This is a genomic window from Actinomadura scrupuli (genome assembly GCF_050971785.1).
Lineage (GTDB): Bacteria > Actinomycetota > Actinomycetes > Streptosporangiales > Streptosporangiaceae > Actinomadura_E > Actinomadura_E scrupuli.
The window spans coordinates 95,345-114,384 of sequence record NZ_JBPCCU010000003.1; the positions used below are offsets into that span (position 1 = coordinate 95,345).

The 19,040-nt window shown below is 71.7% G+C and carries 18 protein-coding genes; 10 read left to right on the forward strand and 8 right to left on the reverse strand.

The annotated features are described in order from the left end of the window. Positions 1 to 135 precede the first annotated feature (135 nt). Both ACRYCC_RS14785 and ACRYCC_RS14790 read left to right on the forward strand, forming a co-directional pair. Positions 136 to 1,020 (forward strand): amidohydrolase family protein, encoded by an 885-nt coding sequence (locus ACRYCC_RS14785; protein ID WP_433812357.1) that lies wholly within the window; start codon positions 136 to 138, stop codon positions 1,018 to 1,020. Positions 1,021 to 1,344: 324 nt separating this feature from the next. Further along, positions 1,345 to 1,995 carry an AAA family ATPase gene (locus tag ACRYCC_RS14790; RefSeq protein ID WP_433812359.1) on the forward strand — a complete coding sequence of 217 codons (651 nt, stop codon included), beginning with the start codon at positions 1,345 to 1,347 and terminating at the stop codon, positions 1,993 to 1,995. 117 nt (positions 1,996 to 2,112) lie between these two features. Here the strand turns inward: ACRYCC_RS14790 and ACRYCC_RS14795 are convergent, their stop codons facing one another. The 5 genes from ACRYCC_RS14795 to ACRYCC_RS14815 all read right to left on the reverse strand — a co-directional run bounded on the left by ACRYCC_RS14795 (position 2,113) and on the right by ACRYCC_RS14815 (position 7,839). Then, complete coding sequence (locus ACRYCC_RS14795) at positions 2,113 to 3,003, reverse strand: hypothetical protein (RefSeq protein WP_433812361.1); 891 nt, start codon at positions 3,001 to 3,003, stop codon at positions 2,113 to 2,115. Between the two features lie 561 nt (positions 3,004 to 3,564). Beyond that, positions 3,565 to 4,383 carry a hypothetical protein gene (locus ACRYCC_RS14800; RefSeq protein WP_433812363.1) on the reverse strand — a complete coding sequence of 273 codons (819 nt, stop codon included), beginning with the start codon at positions 4,381 to 4,383 and terminating at the stop codon, positions 3,565 to 3,567. Positions 4,384 to 4,817: 434 nt separating this feature from the next. Further along, entirely contained in the window at positions 4,818 to 5,732 is a 915-nt protein-coding gene (locus ACRYCC_RS14805) for a helix-turn-helix domain-containing protein (protein ID WP_433812364.1), read from the reverse strand. Between the two features lie 124 nt (positions 5,733 to 5,856). After that, a complete protein-coding gene (locus tag ACRYCC_RS14810; RefSeq protein WP_433812366.1) occupies positions 5,857 to 6,678 on the reverse strand; it encodes an SAM-dependent methyltransferase in 822 nt (273 codons plus the stop codon). Positions 6,679 to 6,882: 204 nt separating this feature from the next. After that, a complete protein-coding gene (locus tag ACRYCC_RS14815; RefSeq protein ID WP_433812368.1) occupies positions 6,883 to 7,839 on the reverse strand; it encodes an SPFH domain-containing protein in 957 nt (318 codons plus the stop codon). Positions 7,840 to 8,058: 219 nt separating this feature from the next. Between ACRYCC_RS14815 and ACRYCC_RS14820 the strand changes: the two genes are divergently transcribed. The 4 genes from ACRYCC_RS14820 (at position 8,059) to ACRYCC_RS14835 (ending at position 10,967) form a co-directional block, all read left to right on the forward strand. Beyond that, positions 8,059 to 8,418: an ArsR/SmtB family transcription factor gene (locus ACRYCC_RS14820; protein WP_433812370.1), complete on the forward strand. Its 360-nt coding sequence runs from the start codon at positions 8,059 to 8,061 to the stop codon at positions 8,416 to 8,418. Beyond that, positions 8,408 to 8,917, forward strand: a complete 510-nt coding sequence (locus ACRYCC_RS14825) for an SRPBCC family protein (protein ID WP_433812372.1) — start codon at positions 8,408 to 8,410, stop codon at positions 8,915 to 8,917. The genes ACRYCC_RS14820 and ACRYCC_RS14825 overlap by 11 nt, the downstream gene beginning before the upstream one ends. Before the next feature lie 179 nt (positions 8,918 to 9,096). After that, on the forward strand, positions 9,097 to 10,158 hold the full coding sequence (locus ACRYCC_RS14830) for an ATP-binding cassette domain-containing protein (protein WP_433812374.1): 1,062 nt from the start codon (positions 9,097 to 9,099) through the stop codon (positions 10,156 to 10,158). Then, a complete protein-coding gene (locus tag ACRYCC_RS14835; protein WP_433812376.1) occupies positions 10,155 to 10,967 on the forward strand; it encodes an ABC transporter permease in 813 nt (270 codons plus the stop codon). The genes ACRYCC_RS14830 and ACRYCC_RS14835 overlap by 4 nt, the downstream gene beginning before the upstream one ends. 122 nt (positions 10,968 to 11,089) lie before the next feature. Here ACRYCC_RS14835 and ACRYCC_RS14840 read toward each other — a convergent pair whose 3' ends face one another. Further along, positions 11,090 to 12,289, reverse strand: coding sequence for a PucR family transcriptional regulator (locus tag ACRYCC_RS14840; RefSeq protein WP_433812378.1), 1,200 nt, complete (start codon positions 12,287 to 12,289; stop codon positions 11,090 to 11,092). A 352-nt stretch (positions 12,290 to 12,641) separates the two neighbouring features. Here ACRYCC_RS14840 and ACRYCC_RS14845 point away from each other — a divergent pair, with 352 nt between their 5' ends. Then, on the forward strand, positions 12,642 to 13,958 hold the full coding sequence (locus tag ACRYCC_RS14845; RefSeq protein ID WP_433812380.1) for a glycoside hydrolase 5 family protein: 1,317 nt from the start codon (positions 12,642 to 12,644) through the stop codon (positions 13,956 to 13,958). A gap of 60 nt (positions 13,959 to 14,018) precedes the next feature. Here ACRYCC_RS14845 and ACRYCC_RS14850 read toward each other — a convergent pair whose 3' ends face one another. Further along, complete coding sequence (locus tag ACRYCC_RS14850; protein ID WP_433812382.1) at positions 14,019 to 15,560, reverse strand: long-chain-fatty-acid--CoA ligase; 1,542 nt, start codon at positions 15,558 to 15,560, stop codon at positions 14,019 to 14,021. 182 nt (positions 15,561 to 15,742) lie between these two features. On the opposite strand from ACRYCC_RS14850, the gene ACRYCC_RS14855 reads away from it, so the two are divergent. Next, positions 15,743 to 16,570, forward strand: a complete 828-nt coding sequence (locus tag ACRYCC_RS14855; RefSeq protein WP_433812384.1) for an endonuclease/exonuclease/phosphatase family protein — start codon at positions 15,743 to 15,745, stop codon at positions 16,568 to 16,570. A 163-nt stretch (positions 16,571 to 16,733) separates the two neighbouring features. Continuing rightward, positions 16,734 to 17,930 carry an NAD(P)/FAD-dependent oxidoreductase gene (locus ACRYCC_RS14860; protein WP_433812386.1) on the forward strand — a complete coding sequence of 399 codons (1,197 nt, stop codon included), beginning with the start codon at positions 16,734 to 16,736 and terminating at the stop codon, positions 17,928 to 17,930. Positions 17,931 to 18,013: 83 nt separating this feature from the next. On the opposite strand, the gene ACRYCC_RS14865 is transcribed toward ACRYCC_RS14860, so the two are convergent. Further along, the gene (locus ACRYCC_RS14865) at positions 18,014 to 18,325 is read right to left on the reverse strand and encodes a hypothetical protein (RefSeq protein ID WP_433812388.1); all 312 of its coding nucleotides are present in this window, start codon (positions 18,323 to 18,325) and stop codon (positions 18,014 to 18,016) included. Positions 18,326 to 18,528: 203 nt separating this feature from the next. On the opposite strand from ACRYCC_RS14865, the gene ACRYCC_RS14870 reads away from it, so the two are divergent. Continuing rightward, positions 18,529 to 19,020 (forward strand): metallophosphoesterase family protein, encoded by a 492-nt coding sequence (locus ACRYCC_RS14870; protein ID WP_433812390.1) that lies wholly within the window; start codon positions 18,529 to 18,531, stop codon positions 19,018 to 19,020. Positions 19,021 to 19,040: the final 20 nt, after the last annotated feature.

Sequence of the window (19,040 nt, forward strand, 5' to 3'; positions counted from 1 at the left end):
GACGCGCGCCTGTTTCCAGCCTAACTTCATTTCTGCCGGACCTCGGTGCCGGGCCGTCAGGGGACGGCTCGCGGGCTCCGGACACGCCAGGCGCGGCCGGGCCGACGGCCGTGCACCAGGTTCCGGAGGCCTGACATGCTCGATGTGGGGAACCTGACCGCGATCGACGTGCACACCCACGCCGAGGTGTCCTCCAAGGGGGCCACCTCGCTGGAGGGCGAGCTGGAGGCCGCCTCCAGCGCCTACTTCAAGATCGACGCGGCGCACCGCAAGCCGACGCTGGAGGAGATCGCCGCGTTCTACCGGGAGCGCACCATGGCGGCGGTGGTGTTCACGGTCGACGCCGAGCACGCCACCGGCACCGAGCCGGTACCGAACGAGGAGATCGCCGAGGCGGCGGCCGCCAACCCGGACGTGCTGATCCCCTTCGCCTCGATCGACCCCTTCCGCGGCAAGGCCGGGGTCCGGCGGGCCCGCCGGCTGGTCGAGGACCACGGCGTGAGGGGTTTCAAGTTCCACCCCAACATCCAGGGCTTCTTCCCCAACGACCGGCTGGCGTACGGACTGTACGAGGCGATCGAGGAACTCGGGGCGATCGCGCTGTTCCACACCGGTCAGACCGGCATCGGCGCGGGGGTGCCCGGTGGCGGCGGGATCCGTCTGAAGTACAGCAACCCGATGCACGTCGACGACGTCGCGGTCGACTTCCCGCACCTGAAGATCATCCTGGCGCATCCGTCGTTCCCCTGGCAGGACGAGGCGCTGAGCGTGGCCACCCACAAGCCGGGCGTCCACATCGACCTGTCCGGCTGGTCGCCGAAGTACTTCCCGCCCCAGCTCGTGCAGTACGCCAACACGCTGCTCAAGGACAAGGTGCTGTTCGGTTCGGACTACCCGATGATCTCGCCTGATCGGTGGCTGGCGGACTTCGCGAAACTGCCGATCAAGGACGAGGTACGCCCGAAGATCCTGAAGGAGAACGCGGCCCGGCTGCTCGGCCTGACACCGGCGGCAGGCTGAGGACCCCGGCATCAACTTCGTCGACACCGCCGACGTCTACTCCGGCGGCGAGCCGGAGGAGATCCTCGGGCGGCGACGGCGTTCGTCCTCTCGCACCCGGCGGTCACCTCGGTCAGCAGAAGCCCGCGAGGAAACCTTCGAGGAAACCTGCCAAGAAACCTTCGAGGGAACCTTCGAGGGAACCTGCGAGGGAACCTGCGAGGCAACCTGCGAAGAAACAAGTGGCCCCCCGCGTTCGTTGGTCGTGTCGACGGCCGGATTTCACCGGCGATTTCCTTTCACTCCCCCCGATCCCGGGCCGTCCGGGTAGATGACGAGAGGCCAATGACCTCCAAGCCGACCAGTCCCCGGCCGACGCTCGAGCCGCACGAGGCACGGGTCGTGGTCTCCGCCGAGGAATTGCGTTACCCCGCCGGATCGCTGGTCCTGCTCGCGGGCCTGCCCGGCGCCGGCAAGAGCACCCTGCTCGACCGCCTGTACGGGCTGCGCGGCGACGAGCGCGAGCCGGTCGCGGCCGGTGACGTATGGGTGATCGACTCCCGTCAGGCCCGCAACTGGTGGGCACGCTATCTCGGCCCGATCCCGCACCGGGCCCGTACCCCGCTGGCGCAGGCCACCCACGTGTGGCGCATCGCGCGGGCGGTGCTGAGCGGTCACCCCGTCGTGGCGCACACCCGCGGCACCTGGCCGCACATCCTCAACGGCTTCGCCTGGCTCGCCCGGCGTCGCGGCGCCGGCATGCACCTGATCCTGCTCGACGTGCCGCCGCGCACCGCGCGGGCCGGGCAGCACTCCCGTGGCCGGGTCGTCACCACGGCCACCTTCGTCCGGCACTGCCGGCGCTGGCGGGCGCTCATCGCCCGCGCCCGTTCCGGCGACCTTCCCCCGGCCGCCAGCGTCACCGTGCTGGACCGCGGGGCCGCCGACCGGGTGCGCCACATCCGCTTCGACACCACGCCGGTACGCGGCGGCTGACCCGCGGGCGGCGCCGCCGAGGCCGTTACGCCGCCGTACCCACCGGCGGGGTCACCGGACGCCGGGGCGCACGGCCGTTCACCGCCACGGACCTGCTCGTCAGGGAGGAACGGCCTTTCAGGAGTGGAACGGCCGGTTGGGCCTGGGCGGGTGGGGGAACTCCGCCGGAGTCGCCGCGGGGGGCGTCAGGCCGGATCGGCCGATGAGCTGGGCGAGGACCGGGCAGGTGACGGCCGGTGCGCCGGCCGGATCCGGCTCCTGCTTCCCGCCCGGTCCGGCGTGGACCCCGCCGGGGCCGGGCTGGACCAGGTTCACCGGGATGAGCAGCGCGAACGGCGGGTGACCCGGGGGAGCGACGATCTGCCGGAGATCCGGTGCCGGGCCGCTCACCGGTGCCGGCAGCCGGATCCAGGCGCGGGCGTGGGTCTCTTTGAGATCGACGCTGATGGGCCGGTAGCCGGCCGGGTCGATCGACCCGTAGCCGGTGGCGACCTCGTAGAGGTAGTGGGAGACGATCAGCGCGAGGTCGTCGTCGTGGTCGGCCAGCTGGTTCTTCAGCGCCGGCGCGTCGAGGAGCCGGAACAGGTGGATGACGTCGGCCCCGGCCACGCCGTGGTCGTCGCATTGCACGTAGCCGGCGTGCACGGACATGCGCAGCCGGAGCCGTGCGTGGCCGCCGGCCGTGCGGTTGTGCGCACGCAGGTCGGCGCCGATCCGCGTGGCCAGCGGGTTGAGCAGCAGGTCGAAGTCGGCCCCGGGCTGGGCGATCACGAGGATGCCGTCCCCACGGTCCTCGTGGTGACAGTCGTCCCACGGCAGTCCGACGAGGTCGCAGGCGTCCTGGACGATCCGGTAGAGGACCTGACGCAGGTACATCTGTACCTGGGGCTCCCGGCTGCTGAAGCCGGCGATGTCGACGGCGAACATGGCGCGGTGCTGTCGCCGTGCGATGACGGGCCTGGCGGCCGGGATGAGCCGCTGCAGGATGAGGGCGGCGCGAGGGAACATGCGGTACCTGCTTCGGAGGAGGGCGGGAGCCCGCCGATGTGGTCGTCGGCCCAGAAGTCGATGAGCTGGTCCGGGCCGAGGTCGTGCAGTGCCGGCCGCTGTCCCAGCCGCCTGCCGGTGATCAGCATCCACTTGGTGGTGAGCGCGGTGGCGACGACGGCGTCGTCCCGGGACTGCGGGCCGTACGGCTGGTGAGAGCCGTGCTCCGGACCGGCCTGACGTGCCGGTCTCGGGACCGGCGCCGTGAGGGCGCGGACATGAGGGGGCGGCACAGGCATGACGGACCGGTTCTCTCGTTCTCACAGGGAATTCGCGGGGCTGTTCACAGCCCACGAGAACCATGTCGCACCATTCTCCCCATATGCGGCCTAATTCCCTCATCGGAACGCTTAAGATCACAAAATAATCAAACAGAACGCATCAGAACGGTTCAGAACCCTGAGGCGGGTTTGAACACGCAAGAATGGTGTCCGGGTGCCCGGAATCGTCGGCGCGGGCCGTACCTGGCCGGCGGTCCGGGCAGCGGGGCAGGGCCGGTCGAGCAGGACTGCCGGGCCGTGCTCAGTGCGCGGTCTCGCCCTGGGACTCGTCCTGGGTCTGGTCCCTGGGGGAGGGGACGGTGCCGGCCGCCGGGTCGGCGGCGGCGAAGCGGACGGCGCATTCGAAGAAGGTCAGAGCCGCCTCGGGGAAGCCGGCCCGCTTGGCGTCCTCGCCGAGGGTGCGGGCGTGGGCGGCGGTGAGCCGGCGGTTCAGGTGATCGGGGCTGTGCTGCAGGAGGTCCAGGGCCGCGGGATGGCCGGTCGTGGCGGAGGCGGTCAGCAGGGAGGTCGTCTCGTCCACGCGGGCGGGGTCCGCGGCGAGGATGACCGCCACCTGGTAGACGGCATGGGCGTCGCCGTCCCGGACCCTGCCGACCAGCGTGCGCCCGTAGGGCCCGAAGGACTCCACATGCTCGCGCTGCGCGCCGGTCAACCGCACCGCGGCGGTCATCCGGTACCCGTCGTCGCGCCGTCTCGTCGGCGGAACCGCGGCGAACATGGTGGCCGGCTCGATCACCTGGTTCCATGCCCGCGCCCCGGACGCGGCGCCGGGGACGGACGGGTCGTGCCGGTGCGACAGGCCGAGCCGCTCGGCCTCGGCCTCGGCCTCGCGCAGGGCCGTCTGCCAGGCCGGCAGGCTGGACGTCCCGGGATCGGTGGGGATGACCTTGGCCTCGAAGGCGAGCCGCTGGCAGGACAGCACGAAACTCGCCAGCCACGCGGAATCCGGCAGGCCCTTACGGTGACCGTTGAGCGTCTCGCTCACGGTCGTCTTCGTGTAGGTCGGCAGGCTCGTCAGCCCGTGCGGGATCGTATAGATCTCTTCCAGGCGCTGCGCCATGGCGACTATCTTGGGATATTTGGGTTTTCCGCAGTCCGCATAGAACTGCCGCAGCTTTTCGAGGAAAGCATCGCGTACCGGGTTGTCCGGGTATTTCTTCCTCGCCATTCCCAACCCGCCCTCATCGCCGGGTACCTGTGCCATTCTCCCGGACTCCGGCGCCTCCCCGGACTTCTCCGGCCGGGGATGCGGTTCTCGGGAGGTGAAGAGGTCAAGCGTGCGCAGCGAGGCCGTCCAGGACGCCCCGCCGGGTCGCGGCGGCCACCCAGGGCGTCTCCGAAAGCCGAGAAGTCCTCCTACCGGGACCGGCGGTACGGCCGCCGCGGTATGAGGACCTCGTGCCCGGGCGTGCGAACACTGGTCGCCGGGCAGGGCCAGCATGTCAGGTGGTCGCCGGGAGGATGTGTGTCAGCTGACATCTTCCGCCGCCCCGGTCACAGCTCGCCGCTGATCCGGCGCAGGATCGAGGGCGTCTGGGACGGTGGGGCGGCCTGGGTGGCCAGCAGGTTCATGACGTGCCGGTAGTAGAGGACCTCGTCGGGTCCGTCGAGGTAGCTGGCCGAGGTGAGCTGCTCGAGATAGACCACGTCGGACAGCCCGGGCTCGGGCAGGCACAGCATGGTGACGGGGCCACCGGCCGCGGCGTGCCCGCCGGACCGGAAGGGAAGGAGCTGCACCGTCACGTGTGGCAGGTCGCACAGGTCGATCAGATGCTGCAGCTGGCGGAACATCGCGGCCCGGCCGCCGATCGGACGGCGTAACGCCGCCTCGTCCACGACCGCCCACACGTGCGGGGGACGGGTCTGGGACAGGATCCGCTGGCGCCGCATCCGCACCTCGAGCCTCAGCTCCAGGTCGGCGTCCCCGGCGTCGCCGTGGGCGATGCTGATGACGCCCGCCGCGTAGTCGGGGGTCTGCAGCAGACCGGGCACGAACTGGACCTCGTAGCAGCGGATGAGGGTGGCGGCCTGCTGCTCCAGCCCGAGGTACGGCTCGAACCACGAGGGGATCACGGCTCCGTAGCGCGCCCACCAGGCGGGTGTGTTGGCCTGCCGCGCCAGCCCGAGCAGCGCCGCACGCTCGGTGTGATCGGTGACCCCGTACAGGTCGCACAGGTCGATGACGTCCCGCAGCCGGAAACCCACCCTGCCCAGCTCCAGGCGGCTGATCTTCGAATCCGAAGCGCGGATGGTGTCCGCGGCCTGCTCCCGGGTGAGTCCGCGGGATTCGCGGTGCCTGCGCAGCCGCATGCCCAGGATCATCCGGGACAGCGTCGGGCCGGCCTCACCGGTCGTCAGCGGCCGGCCGCCGGGTCGGCCGCCGTGCTGGTCACCTGTGAGAGTGCCCATGCCCGCTCCCTGCGCAACAGCCGCCCAATGCCCGACACGACCCTAGTGTCTCAGCCGTCCCGCGCGCCGCCCCGTGCGGGGCCGCGATCCGCGCCGGCACAGGGTTCGGGGCTTCGGAAGGAGGTCAGGGTTTTCTGCCGACGCCGCAGAACTGGTCGATCTCCTCCGGCTCACCGAACGGCGCGGCCTCGGGCCGCCACCGGGTGCAGGAGACGATGCCCGGCTCGACCAGCTCCAGCCGGTCGAAGAAGCCCGCGATCTCGGCCGGGGTGCGGTGGGTGCCCGGCGGCTTGCCGAACCGGTTCCACTGCCGGATCGCCTCGGCCATCCTCTCGCCGGTGATCTCGATCGTGGGATGCGCGATGGCCAGGTAGCTGCCCGGCGGCACCGCGTCCAGCAACCGGTCGACGAGGGCACGCGCCTCGTCGTTGTCGGTGACGTGCCACAGCACGCCGAGCATGGTGATCGCCACCGGCCGGTCGAGGTCCAGCGTCCTGCGCGCGCCCGTAAGGATCGCTTCGGGATCGCGCATGTCGGCGTCGAGGTAGTCGGTGGCCCCCTCCGGCGTGCTGGTCAGCAGCGCCCGGGCGTGCGTGAGCACCAGCGGGTCGTTGTCGACGTAGACGATCCGGGACGCCGGTGCCACCCGCTGCGCGACCTCGTGGGTGTTGTCGACCGTGGGCAACCCGGTCCCGATGTCCAGGAACTGGCGGATGCCCACCTCCCCGGCGAGGAACCGCACCACCCGGCCCAGGAACATCCGGTCCGCCCGCGCCTGCGCGACGATGTCCGGGAGCACCTTCGCGATCTGGTCGCCCAGCTCCCGGTCGACCGGGTAGTTCTCCTTGCCGCCCAGCCAGTAATCCCAGATCCGCGCCGAATGCGACACCGTGGTATCGATCGCGGCCGACGACTGCAGACCGGGCAACGGCGAGTCGGCTGTCACAAGGACCTCCCGCGGCGTACTGGCCACTGATGAAGAACCGCCGAACATGACCACTGAAAATAGATCACCGAAAAGACCACTGGAAATCGGTCTTCCCACCATAGACCGGCACACATCCCATGGCAGGGGAGAAGGAGGCGGGCTTCGCCGTCGCCCGGAAGAGGGTGTACACGGAAGGGGAATGCGGCCGGGACTCATGACCGGTCATCCCCGGGCTCGTATCTTGTCGAGTTCGGCACACGTGGGGCAGGCCCGGTAGCCCTCCTGGCGGGCCTTGTTCGCGGCGGCCTCGGCACGCGCCTTCTGGACCTCGGCCTGGACCTTGTAGAGCTGGGCCAGCGTCGCCTGGGCGTCGTCGACGGCGCTCTGGACGGCCGTCGGCAGCGTGATGCGCGTCAGCGTGAACCGGAAACCGGTCAGGTACGGCGCGCCTAGCGTGCTCCGGATGTCGTCGGTGAGGGAGGCGTTGACCGCTTCCTGGATCTTGGTGAAGTTGGCCTTGCTGTCCTCGCTGGAGATGAGCGCCCGGGGCTTGGTCGGGTCCTGCTGCATGAACGCGCACGAGGGGACGAGGTCGGCGCAGCTGAAACCGCTGATCTGGGTGCGCAGCGAGTTGTCGATGACCGGGCGTACGGCCTGCCCGAAGAAGGCCGTCCAGCCCTTCTCGCCCTCCCAGGGGTAGCGCATCTTGTCGTCCTGGCCGCGGAACCGGCGGGTGCCGAACCCGTCGTCGAAGGTGCGCAGGACGGCGGTGTCGCGGTTGAGAGTGAAGTACAGCGTGCCTTCCACGCCCAGGTTCACCCCGTCGTTGCTGGAGATCGTCAGGGTGTCCACACCGAGATTGCTGGCGCGCTTGGGATCGGTGGTGATCGTGAAGAACCGCTGCTGGGCGGGGTACCGGTGGACCCGCGATTTGAGCCCGATCCAGGTGCGCTTGGACGACGGGCCGAGGACCGTACGGATCGTGTTGTCGTCGAAGGGCCCGCCGTTGCGCACCACGGCCACCTCGCCGCCGCCCGTGGCGGCGAACCCGCCGGGCACCCCGACGACGTACAGGGCGATGACGAGGACCACGACCGCCCCGGTCAGGATCGGCCACCGGCGGGCGAGCCACTGCCGCACCGCGGCGCGGGCGGGGAGGTCGGAGACGAGCCTCGGCATGAGCATCTCCCGAAATGATCGCGTACCACGGTCGGTTGCGCCTTGGACGCCAAGTTTCCCCCGTCGGTTCACGCTTTGAAAGGATCTTTCATGAGACGGGTCATCGTCACCGGGGCCGTGGAAGCGCAAGATCAATGTGACAGGTAGGAAAAGTCCTACCTATAGTGGGCGCATGAACGTCACAGGAACCGAGATCGCCGTCCCGCCCGAGGCGGGCTCGTGAGCCGTGGGATGCGCGCCGTGGAGGCGCCGGAGGATCGTGTCTTCGCGGCGCTGGCCAGCCCGGTGCGCCGCGAGGTGCTGCGGCTGCTGCGCGAGGAGGGGCCGCAGCCGGTGGCCCGGCTCGCCGGGCGCTTCGACATGGCCCGCCCCAGTTTTTCCGAGCATCTTCGGGTGCTGCGGGAGGCCGGAGTGGTGAGTGAGCGCAGGGAGGGCCGGCAGCGGCTGTACCGGCTCGAAGCGGTTCCCCTCAGCGAGGTGCAGGAGTGGCTCAGCCCGTTCGAGCGGTTCTGGCGCGAGAAGCTCACCGGGCTGCGGGACCTGCTCGATCGCATGGACGACGACGAACATGAGCGATGAGATGACCGGTGACATGCCCCATGACCCGGCCGACGAGTTGGCCGACGAGTTGGCCGACGACCGGACCGTCCTGCACGTCGACCAGTTCCTGCCGCACCCGCCCGCCAAGGTGTGGCGGGCGCTGGTCGAGCCGGAGCTGCTCGCACAGTGGATGATGCCCGGCGACTTCCGGCTCGAGGTCGGGCACCGCTACACCATGCAGGGCGTGGCAGTACCCGCGACCGGCTTCTCCGGCGTGGTCCAGGCCGAGGTGCTGGCCTTCGAAACGGGCAGGATGCTCAGTGTCGGCTGGCGCGACGCGCACCCGGCGGCCGGCCGCGACGTCGACTGGACGATCACCTGGACACTGCGGCCGGAGGGCACCGGCACCCGCCTGTTCCTCGCGCACGAGGGCTTCGACCCCGACGACCCCGTCCAGCAGCGGGCCCGCTCCATCATGGGCGGCGGCTGGAGGTCGGGCGTGATGCGCGGCCTGCGGGCCGTACTCGACCGGATGTGAAGCGAGCACCGCACCGCCGGATCACCTGACCGGTCCCTTTCCTCTCCCGCTCACTCCTCCCTGTCCCTTTCCTGTCCCTTTCCGCCCGCTGATCCCCATCCCGGCCTCCTGGGTCCGGCCCGCCCCGGCGGCCCGGACCCAGGCTCCGCCCTGCCCTCTCGCCCCTGGAAGGAAGACCCATGCCCCCCGTCATCGAGCGCCCTCCCGCCATCGAGGCGCACGGCCTCACCAAGGCCTTCGGGCGCACCAGCGCGCTCGCCGGACTCGACCTGACCGCCCCGCAGGGCCAGGTCACCGCCGTGCTCGGACCCAACGGCGCCGGGAAGACCACCTTCGTCCGGGTCGTCGCGACCCTCATCCGGCCCGACGGCGGCACGCTGCGCGTCCACGGCATCGACGCCGCCGCGCATCCGGCCCGGGTCCGCCAGATCATCGGGCTGGCCGGGCAGTACGCGGCCGTCGAGGAGGCGATGACCGGGCGGGAGAACCTGATCATGGTCGCCCGCCTCTTCGGCCATGACCGGCGCGCCGCGCAGCGCAGCGCCGACGCCGTACTGGACCGGCTCGGCCTGGCCGACGCCGCGGGCCGGCTGGTGCGCACGTACTCCGGGGGCATGCGGCGCCGCCTGGACCTGGGCGCCGGTCTCGTGGGCGCTCCGCGCCTGCTGCTGCTCGACGAGCCGACCACCGGACTGGATCCGCGTAGCCGCATCGAGCTGTGGGACGCCGTCCGGGCACTGGTCGCGACGGGCACCGACGTGCTGCTGACCACGCAGTACCTGGAAGAGGCCGACCGGCTCGCCGACCGCATCGTCATCATCGACCACGGGCGGGCGATCGCCGCGGGGACCGGCGCCGAGCTCAAGTCCCGCGCGGGACGCGACATGGTCGACGTCCGGCTGCGCACCCACGCCGAGGTCGGCCTCGCCGCCGCGGCCCTCGCCCCGCTGGGCGTCCTGGAGACCGAGCCCGCCGCGCTCGGCGTCCGCCTGGCCGCCCGCAACGGCCCGGACGACCTCATGGCGGCGACGCAGGCCCTGCTGAACGCGAACGTCAGGGTGGAGAACATCGCGCTGCGCCGCCCCACGCTGGACGAGGTCTTCCTGCACCTGACCGGCCGCCCGGCCCGCCCCACATCCTTGGACGACGCCGGAGCCCCGGACGGCACCGCTTCGGGCAACACCGCCTCGGGCAACACCATGGCTTCGGACGGCACCGCCACCTCGGGGAGGATTGCATGACCACCGCAGACCTCGCCCCGCCCGCCCGGGCCGGGGCCTCCCTTGCAACGAGCGTCGCCGCGGTCACCGGCCGGAACCTGTACAAGATCCAGCGCACCCCGCAGATCGTCGTCATGGCCACCGTCCAGTCGGTCGCCTTCCTGCTGATCTTCCGGTACGTCTTCGGCGGCGCCATCCCCACCGGTGACCTGTCCTACGCGGACTACATGGTCCCGGGCCTGCTCACCGTCGGCGTGCTCTTCTCCGGCATGGGCGCCGCCGTCGCCGTCGCCGAGGACCTGACCCAGGGGGTCATCGACCGGCTCCGGTCGCTGCCCATCCCCCGGGGCTCCGTGGTCATCGCCCGCGTCCTGGCCCACACCGTCCTGATCACCTGGTGCCTGCTGCTGACCGTCGCCGTCGCGTTCGCCGTCGGGTTCCGGATCCACGCCGGAGCCGGTGCGGCGCTCGCCGCCTTCGGCCTGTGCGTGCTGTTCGGCTTCGCGTTCGTGTGGGTGTTCGTCGCGCTCGGCCTGTTCGCCGGCAACGCACAGGCGGCGCAGGGTCTCGGATTCCTCGTGCTGCCCGTCAGCTTCGCCTCCAGCGCGTACGTCCCCGTCGGCACGATGCCGGGCTGGCTGCGGGGCTTCGCCGAGCACCAGCCCGTCAGCGTCATGATCAACACGGTGCGGTGCCTCACCCAGGCGGGGCGGGCCGAGGCCCTGCTGGGCCACGGCACCGGCTACTACCTGCTGCGCGCCCTGGTGTGGACCGCCGGCATCACCGTCGTCTTCGCCACCCTCGCCTTCGCCCGCTACCGGCGCGGCTGACCGGGGCCCGGGCCCGGGACGGCTGGACGGCTGCGTGTCCCGCACCCCGTCCCGGGCCCACGAGCGACCAGCCGTACGGCCCGGCCACGACCCGGTGACGTCCGTCCGCCGCTAGGTCGCCGTCAGGGGGAGGCGTGGTGATCGGTGTCCTGGCCGGCGGTGGCCAGCCACGCGTGCAGGACCATGTGCAGCTCGAGCTGGCGGACCGGATGGTGCATGTCGTCGCCGAAGAGCGCTTCGAGCTGGCGTATCCGGTAGCGGATCGTCTGCGCGTGCACGTGCAACCGGACGGAGACCTCGGCGGCGTTGAACCCCGCTTCGATGTAGGTCAGCAGGGTTTCGGCGAGCCGGTACCGCTGCGGCTGCTTGACCCGCATGAGCGGTGCCAGCCGGTCGGCGGTGATCTGCTCGACCAGCTCGTGGTCCCGCATCATGACCATGATCGGCATGTGGTCCGCGGTGTCGATCAGTGCGCCGTCCGCGATGACGCCGGTGCGGGCCAGGTGCAACGCCCGGCGGGCCCAGCCCAGGGATTTGCCGACCCGGGTGATCTCCACGGTGGGCCCGATGGCGGCGATCCAGTCGCGCAGCCCGTTCTCCAGCATCGCCCGGCGCCCCGGTCCCTGGGGGTCGGCGACGACCAGGGCCGGTTCCGGCAGGTGGAAGCAGAGCAGTACGTCCGCGGGCAGCATCGGCCGGTGCACGGCGACGTGCCCTCGGTGGTGCAGCGCGACGGCCGCGACCGAGCGCGGCAGCGGCCACTCGGCCTTGCGTGCGGCGTCCTGGATCTCCGCGAGGGCGGGCCCGGGATCGGAGATCAGCAGATTCACCAGCCGCCGGTGGCGGCCCTGGAACCTTCCCTCGGTGCTGGCCTGGCCCTCGGCATGGCCCTCGGCGACGACGGCGGCGATCCGGTTGAGGTAGATGAAGACCGCATGGGAGACCTGGGCGATGGTGCTGGCCGGCACGCCCAGGCCCTCGTCCTCCAGTGCCTCGGTGAGCCGCTGGACGGCGATGCCGGCGCCGGTGCGGATCGAGGTCTGCAGCAGGTCCGCACTGCGCCCCTCCCTGGCCTCCCCGACCCCGACTCGCCGGAAGAACTCCAGCAGGTCGTCCGAGGGGGTCTCCGGGTCGGCGAGCAGATCCAGGAAATGGCTGATCAGCCATTCCACCGCCTGCCCGATCACCTCGGAATAGCGGGCGTCGTGCGGCCGGACATAGGTCGGCGCCGCCCGCTCGATCTCCGCGACCGCTTCCTTGACGATGCCGGGCACCTGCCCGCGGAGCACCTGCTCACGCACGGCGAACTCCTGCGGGGTCATGTCCACCGTGAACTGCCAGCTAGACGAACACAACCCCGGTCACCTCTCGCCAATAACCCCCGCACCGGGTTTCTCACGTGTTGACCTTGAAACACAACATAGTTGTCATACGGCTCACAGGTCTACGCCCTTCGACCTGGCCTTCCCTCGCACCTCTCTTTTCATCGAGGCGGTTCATCGAGGCGGCTCGTCGGGGCGGCGCGCTCCTGGAGGGCGGAGCCCGGCGGCGGCGGGCTCGACGCCGGTCCGGCAAGGGGCGATCACGGACGAAGCCCCAGGTCCGGGCACAATGGCAACGGTGGTCCTGAAAGATCACTGTCCGGTTCCGCGCGACGAAGGGCCCTCTCACATCGTGGACGCCACAGCCTCCTCCGCCTCCGCTTCCGCCGGCTCGTTCCTGTCGCCGGATCGGGAGCGGCCACGGGTACGCTTCGGCGTCAACTACACACCCAGTGTGGGCTGGTTCCACCACTGGCTCGACTTCGACCTCGACGACACCCGCGCCGATCTGGACTCGATCGCCGCTCTGGGGCTCGACCACGTCCGGCTCTTCCCGCTGTGGCCGCTCTTCCAGCCCAACCGGACGCTGATCCGCCCCCGCGCCGTCGACCAGCTTCTCTCGGTGGTCGACGCGGCCGCCGAGCGCGGTCTCGACGTGAGCGTGGACGGTCTCCAGGGCCACCTGTCGAGCTTCGACTTCGTACCGGCCTGGCTGCGCACCTGGCACCGCAGGAACATGTTCACCGATCCCGTGGCCATCGCGGCCCAGGCCGACTACCTCCGTACGCTGGCCGCGGCCCTGGCCGACCGGCCCAACTTCATCGCGATGACCCTGGGCAACGAGACCGACCAGTTCTCCGGCGCGCCGCACCCCGACCCCGACGAGGCCGGCCCGGACGCCGCGCACGACTGGATCGTGCGGCTCCTGGAGGCCTGCGGCCAGGGCGCACCGGGCAGGCCGCACACGCACAGCGAGTACGACGCCGTGTGGTTCCAGGACGGGCACGCCTTCACCCCCGCGCACGCCGCCCGGCTCGGCCCGGCGACGACGGTGCACTCCTGGGTCTTCAACGGCACCGCGCAACGGCACGGCCCGGACGGCGTCGCGACGCGGCACCTCGCCGAGTACCTCATCGAGCTGTCGAAGGCGTGGGCGCTCGATCCGGCACGGCCGGTCTGGCTCCAGGAGGTCGGCGCCCCCGCACCGCATGTTCCCGCCGAGCGGGCCGCCGACTTCGCCGAGGCCACCGTCCTCAACGCCATGAGCTGCGAGAACCTCACGGCCATCACCTGGTGGTGCTCCCACGACGTCGACCGCGGCCTCGCGGACTTCCCCGAGCTGGAGTACTCGCTGGGGCTGCTGACCAACGCCCGCGAGCCGAAGCCGCTCGGCGACCGGGTCGCCGGGCTCGCCGCCCGGTGGGCCGGCGAGCCGCCGCCGGTGGTCAGGCGCACCACGGCCCTGGTCGTCGACGCCGGTGACGAGCTCACCGCGCCTGCCCGTGCCTCCTGCGCGCCGGGCGGTGAGTTCTACGAGGCCTGGGTACGGCTCGCCGCCGACGGCGTCCGGGCCACGGCGGTCCTCGCCCAGCGGGCGCACGACCCCGGGCACCTGGCGGCCCGCGGGATCACCGAAGTGATCCATCCCGCGCAGGTCCGGTCCGCCTAGACGTCGTCGCCGCCGGCCGGCCCGGCGCGTCCGGGACCCCTGCGGGCCCAGAAACAGGCCCTAGCCGATCGACCGCCCCACGTCCTCCCAGTAGGGCGCGCGCAACTCCTTCTTGAGGATCTTGCCGCTGGGATTGCGCGGCAGGACGTCCACGAAGTCGGCCGAACGCGGCCGCTTGAAGCCGGCCAGCCGTTCGCGGGCGTAGTCCAGGACGTCCTGCTCGCTCAGCGACGCGCCGGGGCGCGGGACGACGACGGCTTTGACGGTCTCCCCCCAGCGCTGGTCCGGTACCCCGATAACGGCCACGTCGGCGATGTCGGGATGGGCCGAGAGGACCTCCTCCACCTCGATGGGGTAGACGTTCTCGGCACCCGTGACGATCATGTCCTTGATGCGGTCGGTGAGGAAGAGGTAACCGTCGGCGTCGAGGTAACCGGCGTCACCGGTGCGCAGCCAGCCGTCGCCGGGCAGCAGCGCGGCGGTCTCCTCCGGCCGGTTCCAGTAGCCGGGGGTGTTCTGTGCCGAGCGGACCCAGACCTCGCCGACCTCCCCGGCCGGGAGCTCCTCGTCACCGGCCGGGTCCACGATCTTGATCTCCACCCAGTCGTACGGGCGGCCCGCCGAGCGCATCAGGTGCGCCCTCGGGCCGGCCGGATCGTGGTCGCCGGGCTCGAGCTGGACGATGGCGCCGGTCGTCTCGGTCATTCCGTACAGCTGGAACAGCGGTGCCCCGAAGGTGGCCAGGGACCGGCGCAGCACCTCGGAGGTGATGGGGGAGGCTCCGTAGGTGATCGCCCGCAGTGCCGAATAGTCACGCTCGGCCGCGCCCGGGACCGCGCACATGAACTGCAGGACCGCCGGCACGATGAACGCGTTGGTGATCCGCTCCCGCTCGATCGTCTCGACCAGCGCGGCAGGGTCGATGTCGCGCACCAGCACCTGGCGGCCGCCGGCGAACAGCCCGGCCAGCGCCCACCCGGTGCCCCCGATGTGGAACAGCGGCATCGGCACCAGGTTGGCCGACGACGCGTCGAGCCGCCAGCGCTGGGCCATCCGCCGGCCCACCGCGAGATTGGAGTTGCTGAGCTGCACGCCCTTGGGCACTCCGGTGGTACCGGAGGTGTAGAGCTGGAGGACGAGGTCGTCCGGCTCACCGGTGAAGCCGGGGTCGTCGGCGGGATGGGACGCCAGCCACGCCTCGAAATCGGCGCCGGAGACGAGCACCGTGCCCGGCAGCTCGGCGGCGAGCGCGGCGAACTCGCCGTCCACGAGGGTCACCCGGGCCTGGGCGTCGGCCAGGATGGCGACGATCTCGCCGGGCGTGAGCCGCCAGTTCACCGGTACCGTGACCGCCCCGATCTTGGCGGCGCCGAACAGCAGGTCGAAGTACTCCGGAGCGTTCTTGCCCAGGTATCCGACGCGGGTGCCGTGGCCCGCTCCCGCGGCCAGCAGCCCCCGCGCGGCCCGGCTGGACCGCTCGTCCAGCTCCGCGTAGCCGACGGTACGGCCGTCGCCGCTGATCGCGGGGGAGCCGCCCCGGGCACGAGCATGATCACGGACGATCGACACGGTGCGGTAGTCCACGACCCCTCCGAACGTCATTCGGTTGTCGGAGCGACCTTATCCACCGGCGTCCGATCGGGAAAGGCTCCGCGGCGACGGTCATGAGCGGCTCGAGCGGTCTCAGAGATTCCGTGGAGCCCCATGGGTCCGACGACCTCCCGGGCCGGGTCCCTCATGCCGTGGGTCTGGTGATCCACATCACCCGGTGAAAAACTCAGGACATGTACGACATCGAGCACCCTTACGGCCCTCTGATCGAGACCACCGTGCGGCTCGCCGGCTGGAACGTCTGGGCGCGGTACGGCCCGTGGGAGCGGCGCGAGCAGGCCGTCGCCGCGACGCTCGGCGCGCATTCCCCGGACATCGTGGTCCTGCTGGAGGCCTGGGAGACCGCCGACGACCACCAGGCCGAGCGGCTCGGCGCCCGGCTCGGCCTGCCGCACTACGCGTTCACCGGCGGCCTGGAGGAGGACGGGGTGACGTCGGGCATGGCGGTGATGTCGCGCTGGCCGATCCTGCAGCACGACGATCAGCGGCTGGGGGATCGCGGTGGCCGGGACGGCGGCTCGGTGCTGTTCACCGAGATCGACGGCCCGCGCGGCCCGGTCCAGGTGTTCGCCGCCATGCTTGCCTGGCGGCTCGACCACGGCCTGCTGCGCCAGGGTCAGGTTCGCGATCTGGCGGCGTACGTCGCGAAGACGCAGAACCCGCTCGGTCCGGTGTTCGTCTGCGGGGACCTCAACGCCGGGCCGGACAGCGAGGAGGTCCGCATGCTCACCGGCCGGGCCGGTGTGGCCGCGCCGGGCCTGGTGTTCTATGACGCCTGGGAGCTCGCGGGCGACGGCGGACCCGGGACGACCTGGTCCAACGCCAACCCGTGGGCGGCTCCCGCGTTGTTCCCGGAACGCCGGATCGACTACGTGCTGTCGGCCTGGCCCCGCCCCGGCGGAGCCGGTCACCCGGTCCGCTGCGAGGTCATCGGAGCGGAGGCCGTCGACGGGGTGCTGCCCTCCGACCACTACGGCGTCCTGGCCGACCTGCGCTACTGAGCGGCCGTCCGCCCTGCCGCCGCCTCGGTCGCGAGCCGCCCGGGAGCCCGGGGGCGCCGCTGTGGCGCAGGCCACTTTCCGCCGATGTCACGTTCGCCGGACGCCGTTCCGTCTTCGAGGTGTGAGCGTCCCGAACGGGCGCACAGGGAGAGGACGGACGGATATGACACGCATGACGCGCGACAACCGCATCCTGGTGCTCGGCGCGGGCTACGCCGGAATGCTCTGCGCCCTCCGCACCGCCAAGCTGACCCGGCGCCGTGGCGGCCGGGTCACCCTGGTCAACGCCTCGGCCCGGTTCACCGAGCGGCTGCGGATGCATCAGGTCGCCGCCGGCCAGGAGCTGGCCGACCTGCGGATCCCCGAGATGCTGGAGGGCACCGGGATCGAGTTCGTGCAGGGCCGGGTGGCCCGCATCGACGCCGAGGCACGCGAGGTGAAGGTGGAGGCGCCCGAGGGCGCGCGCACGCTTCCGTACGACACGCTGGTGTACGCGCTCGGCAGCGTCGCCGACACCCAGGCCATGCCGGGCGTCGCCGAGCACGCCTTCACGCTCGACGGCCCGAATGCGGCCGGTGCGCTGGCCGCCCGGCTGGCCGAGATCGGGCCGCTCGGCGGCACGGTGACGGTGTGCGGCGGCGGGCTGACCGGTGTGGAGGCCGCCGCCGAGATCGCCGAGTCCCACCCGGGGGTGAAGGTCGTGCTGCTCACCCGTGACGTGCCGGGAGTGCTGATGGGGGAGCGGGCCCGGGGCTACCTGCACCGGGCGCTGGAGCGCCTGGGTGTGCGGGTACGGTCCGGGGTCGAGATCACCAAGGTCCTTCCGGACGCGGTCGAGCTGGCCGGCGGTGAGCTGGTGCACTCCGACGCCTGCCTGTGGACCACCGGGGTACGGGTCTCGCCGCTGGCCGCCGACGCGGGCCTGGAGGTCGACGGCCGGGGCCGGATCGTGGTGGACGCCGGGCTCCGGTCGGTCTCGCACCCGGCGGTGTTCGCGATCGGTGACGCCGCCGCGGTCCGCCAGGGCTGGGGAGAGATCCATGGCACCTGCCAGAGCGGGATTCCCACTGCCGCGCACGCCGCCGACTCGATCGCCCGCCGGTTGCGCGGCAAGGAATCCAAGCCGTTCCGCTTCGGCTACCTCCACCAGCCGGTCAGCCTGGGCCGCGGGGACGCGGTCATCCAGTTCACCCGGCCCGACGACACGCCGCGCCGCTGGATGCTCACCGGCAGGCGGGCCGTCGCCTACAAGGAGTTCGTCAGCGCGAGCCCGTGGAAGACCTACGGGCTGACCAAGCGGTACGCCGGTGCGCTGGTGTGGCCGCACGGCGGCCGCCGCAACCGCCCGGGCCTGTCCTGACCGGGTGCCGCCCTGCCTCCCGAACCGGTTCCGGCTCTGTCTTCTGGGCCGGTTCCGGCTCCGGCGGGTGACCCGGTACGGCGTCAGCCGGCGGGGGAGCCCGGCTCCGGCGGGAGGGACAGCCGCTGGATCCGGGCCTCGGCGTCGAGCATCCGCAGGGCCCGGGTGAGCGGCTCCTTGTGGATCTCGGTCTCGCCCCGCTGGTGCATGAGCGTGAGCGCGTCGCGCAGCTTCGAGACCTCCGAGACGAGGGCCTGAGCGGCGTTGACGCCGCCGTAGGTGTGCTCGGCCGCCGCCGGATTGATCCGCCCCAGCAGCTCGATCACCCGGAGATAGTGGTGCAGGAAGTCGCGTTCCGCACCCGTCAACGCCGGAAGCCGATGCTCTTGCGTCATCCTGCGCGACCCCCAGGGCTCGGCGTGAGTCTGAGCATTTCATCCAGCCTAACCGGCGACCGGGCCGGGTGAGGGTACGCCACCCGGGCGGCCGCGCAGGCGGCCGTCACCTCGATGAGGGACCTGTCTCCTGGCCGGCTCAGCGCGGACCGGCACCGACCCGCGCGTGGGGCCCGGCCGCCGCCCGGGGGAGTATGGGAGGTATGAAAGTGGTGGTGCTGGCGGACACGCACGCGCCCCGGCGCTGGCGCTCCTGCCCGCCGAGGGTGGCCGAACGGCTGCGCGGGGCGGACCTGATCCTGCACGCGGGGGACGTGTGCACCGCCGGCGTGCTGGAGGAGCTGGCCGGCTACGCGCCGGTCCGGGCGGTGCTCGGCAACAACGACGGCCCGGACGTGGCCGCCTGGGGCGCGCCGGAGACACTGGAGCTCGAGCTGGAAGGGCTGCCGGTGGCGATGATCCACGACAGTGGCCAGGCCCGCGGCCGGACCACCCGGATGCGCCGCCGGTTCCCCGCCGCCGAGCTGGTGATCTTCGGGCACTCCCACATCCCGCTCGACGAGACGGGCGACGGCGTGCGCATCTTCAACCCCGGCTCGCCCACCGACCGCCGCCGCCAGCCCCACGGCACCGTCGGCCTGCTCACCGTCGAGCACGGCCGGCTCGTCGAGGCCGGCATCGTTCCCGTCACCTGACGCCCGCCGCTGACGCCCGC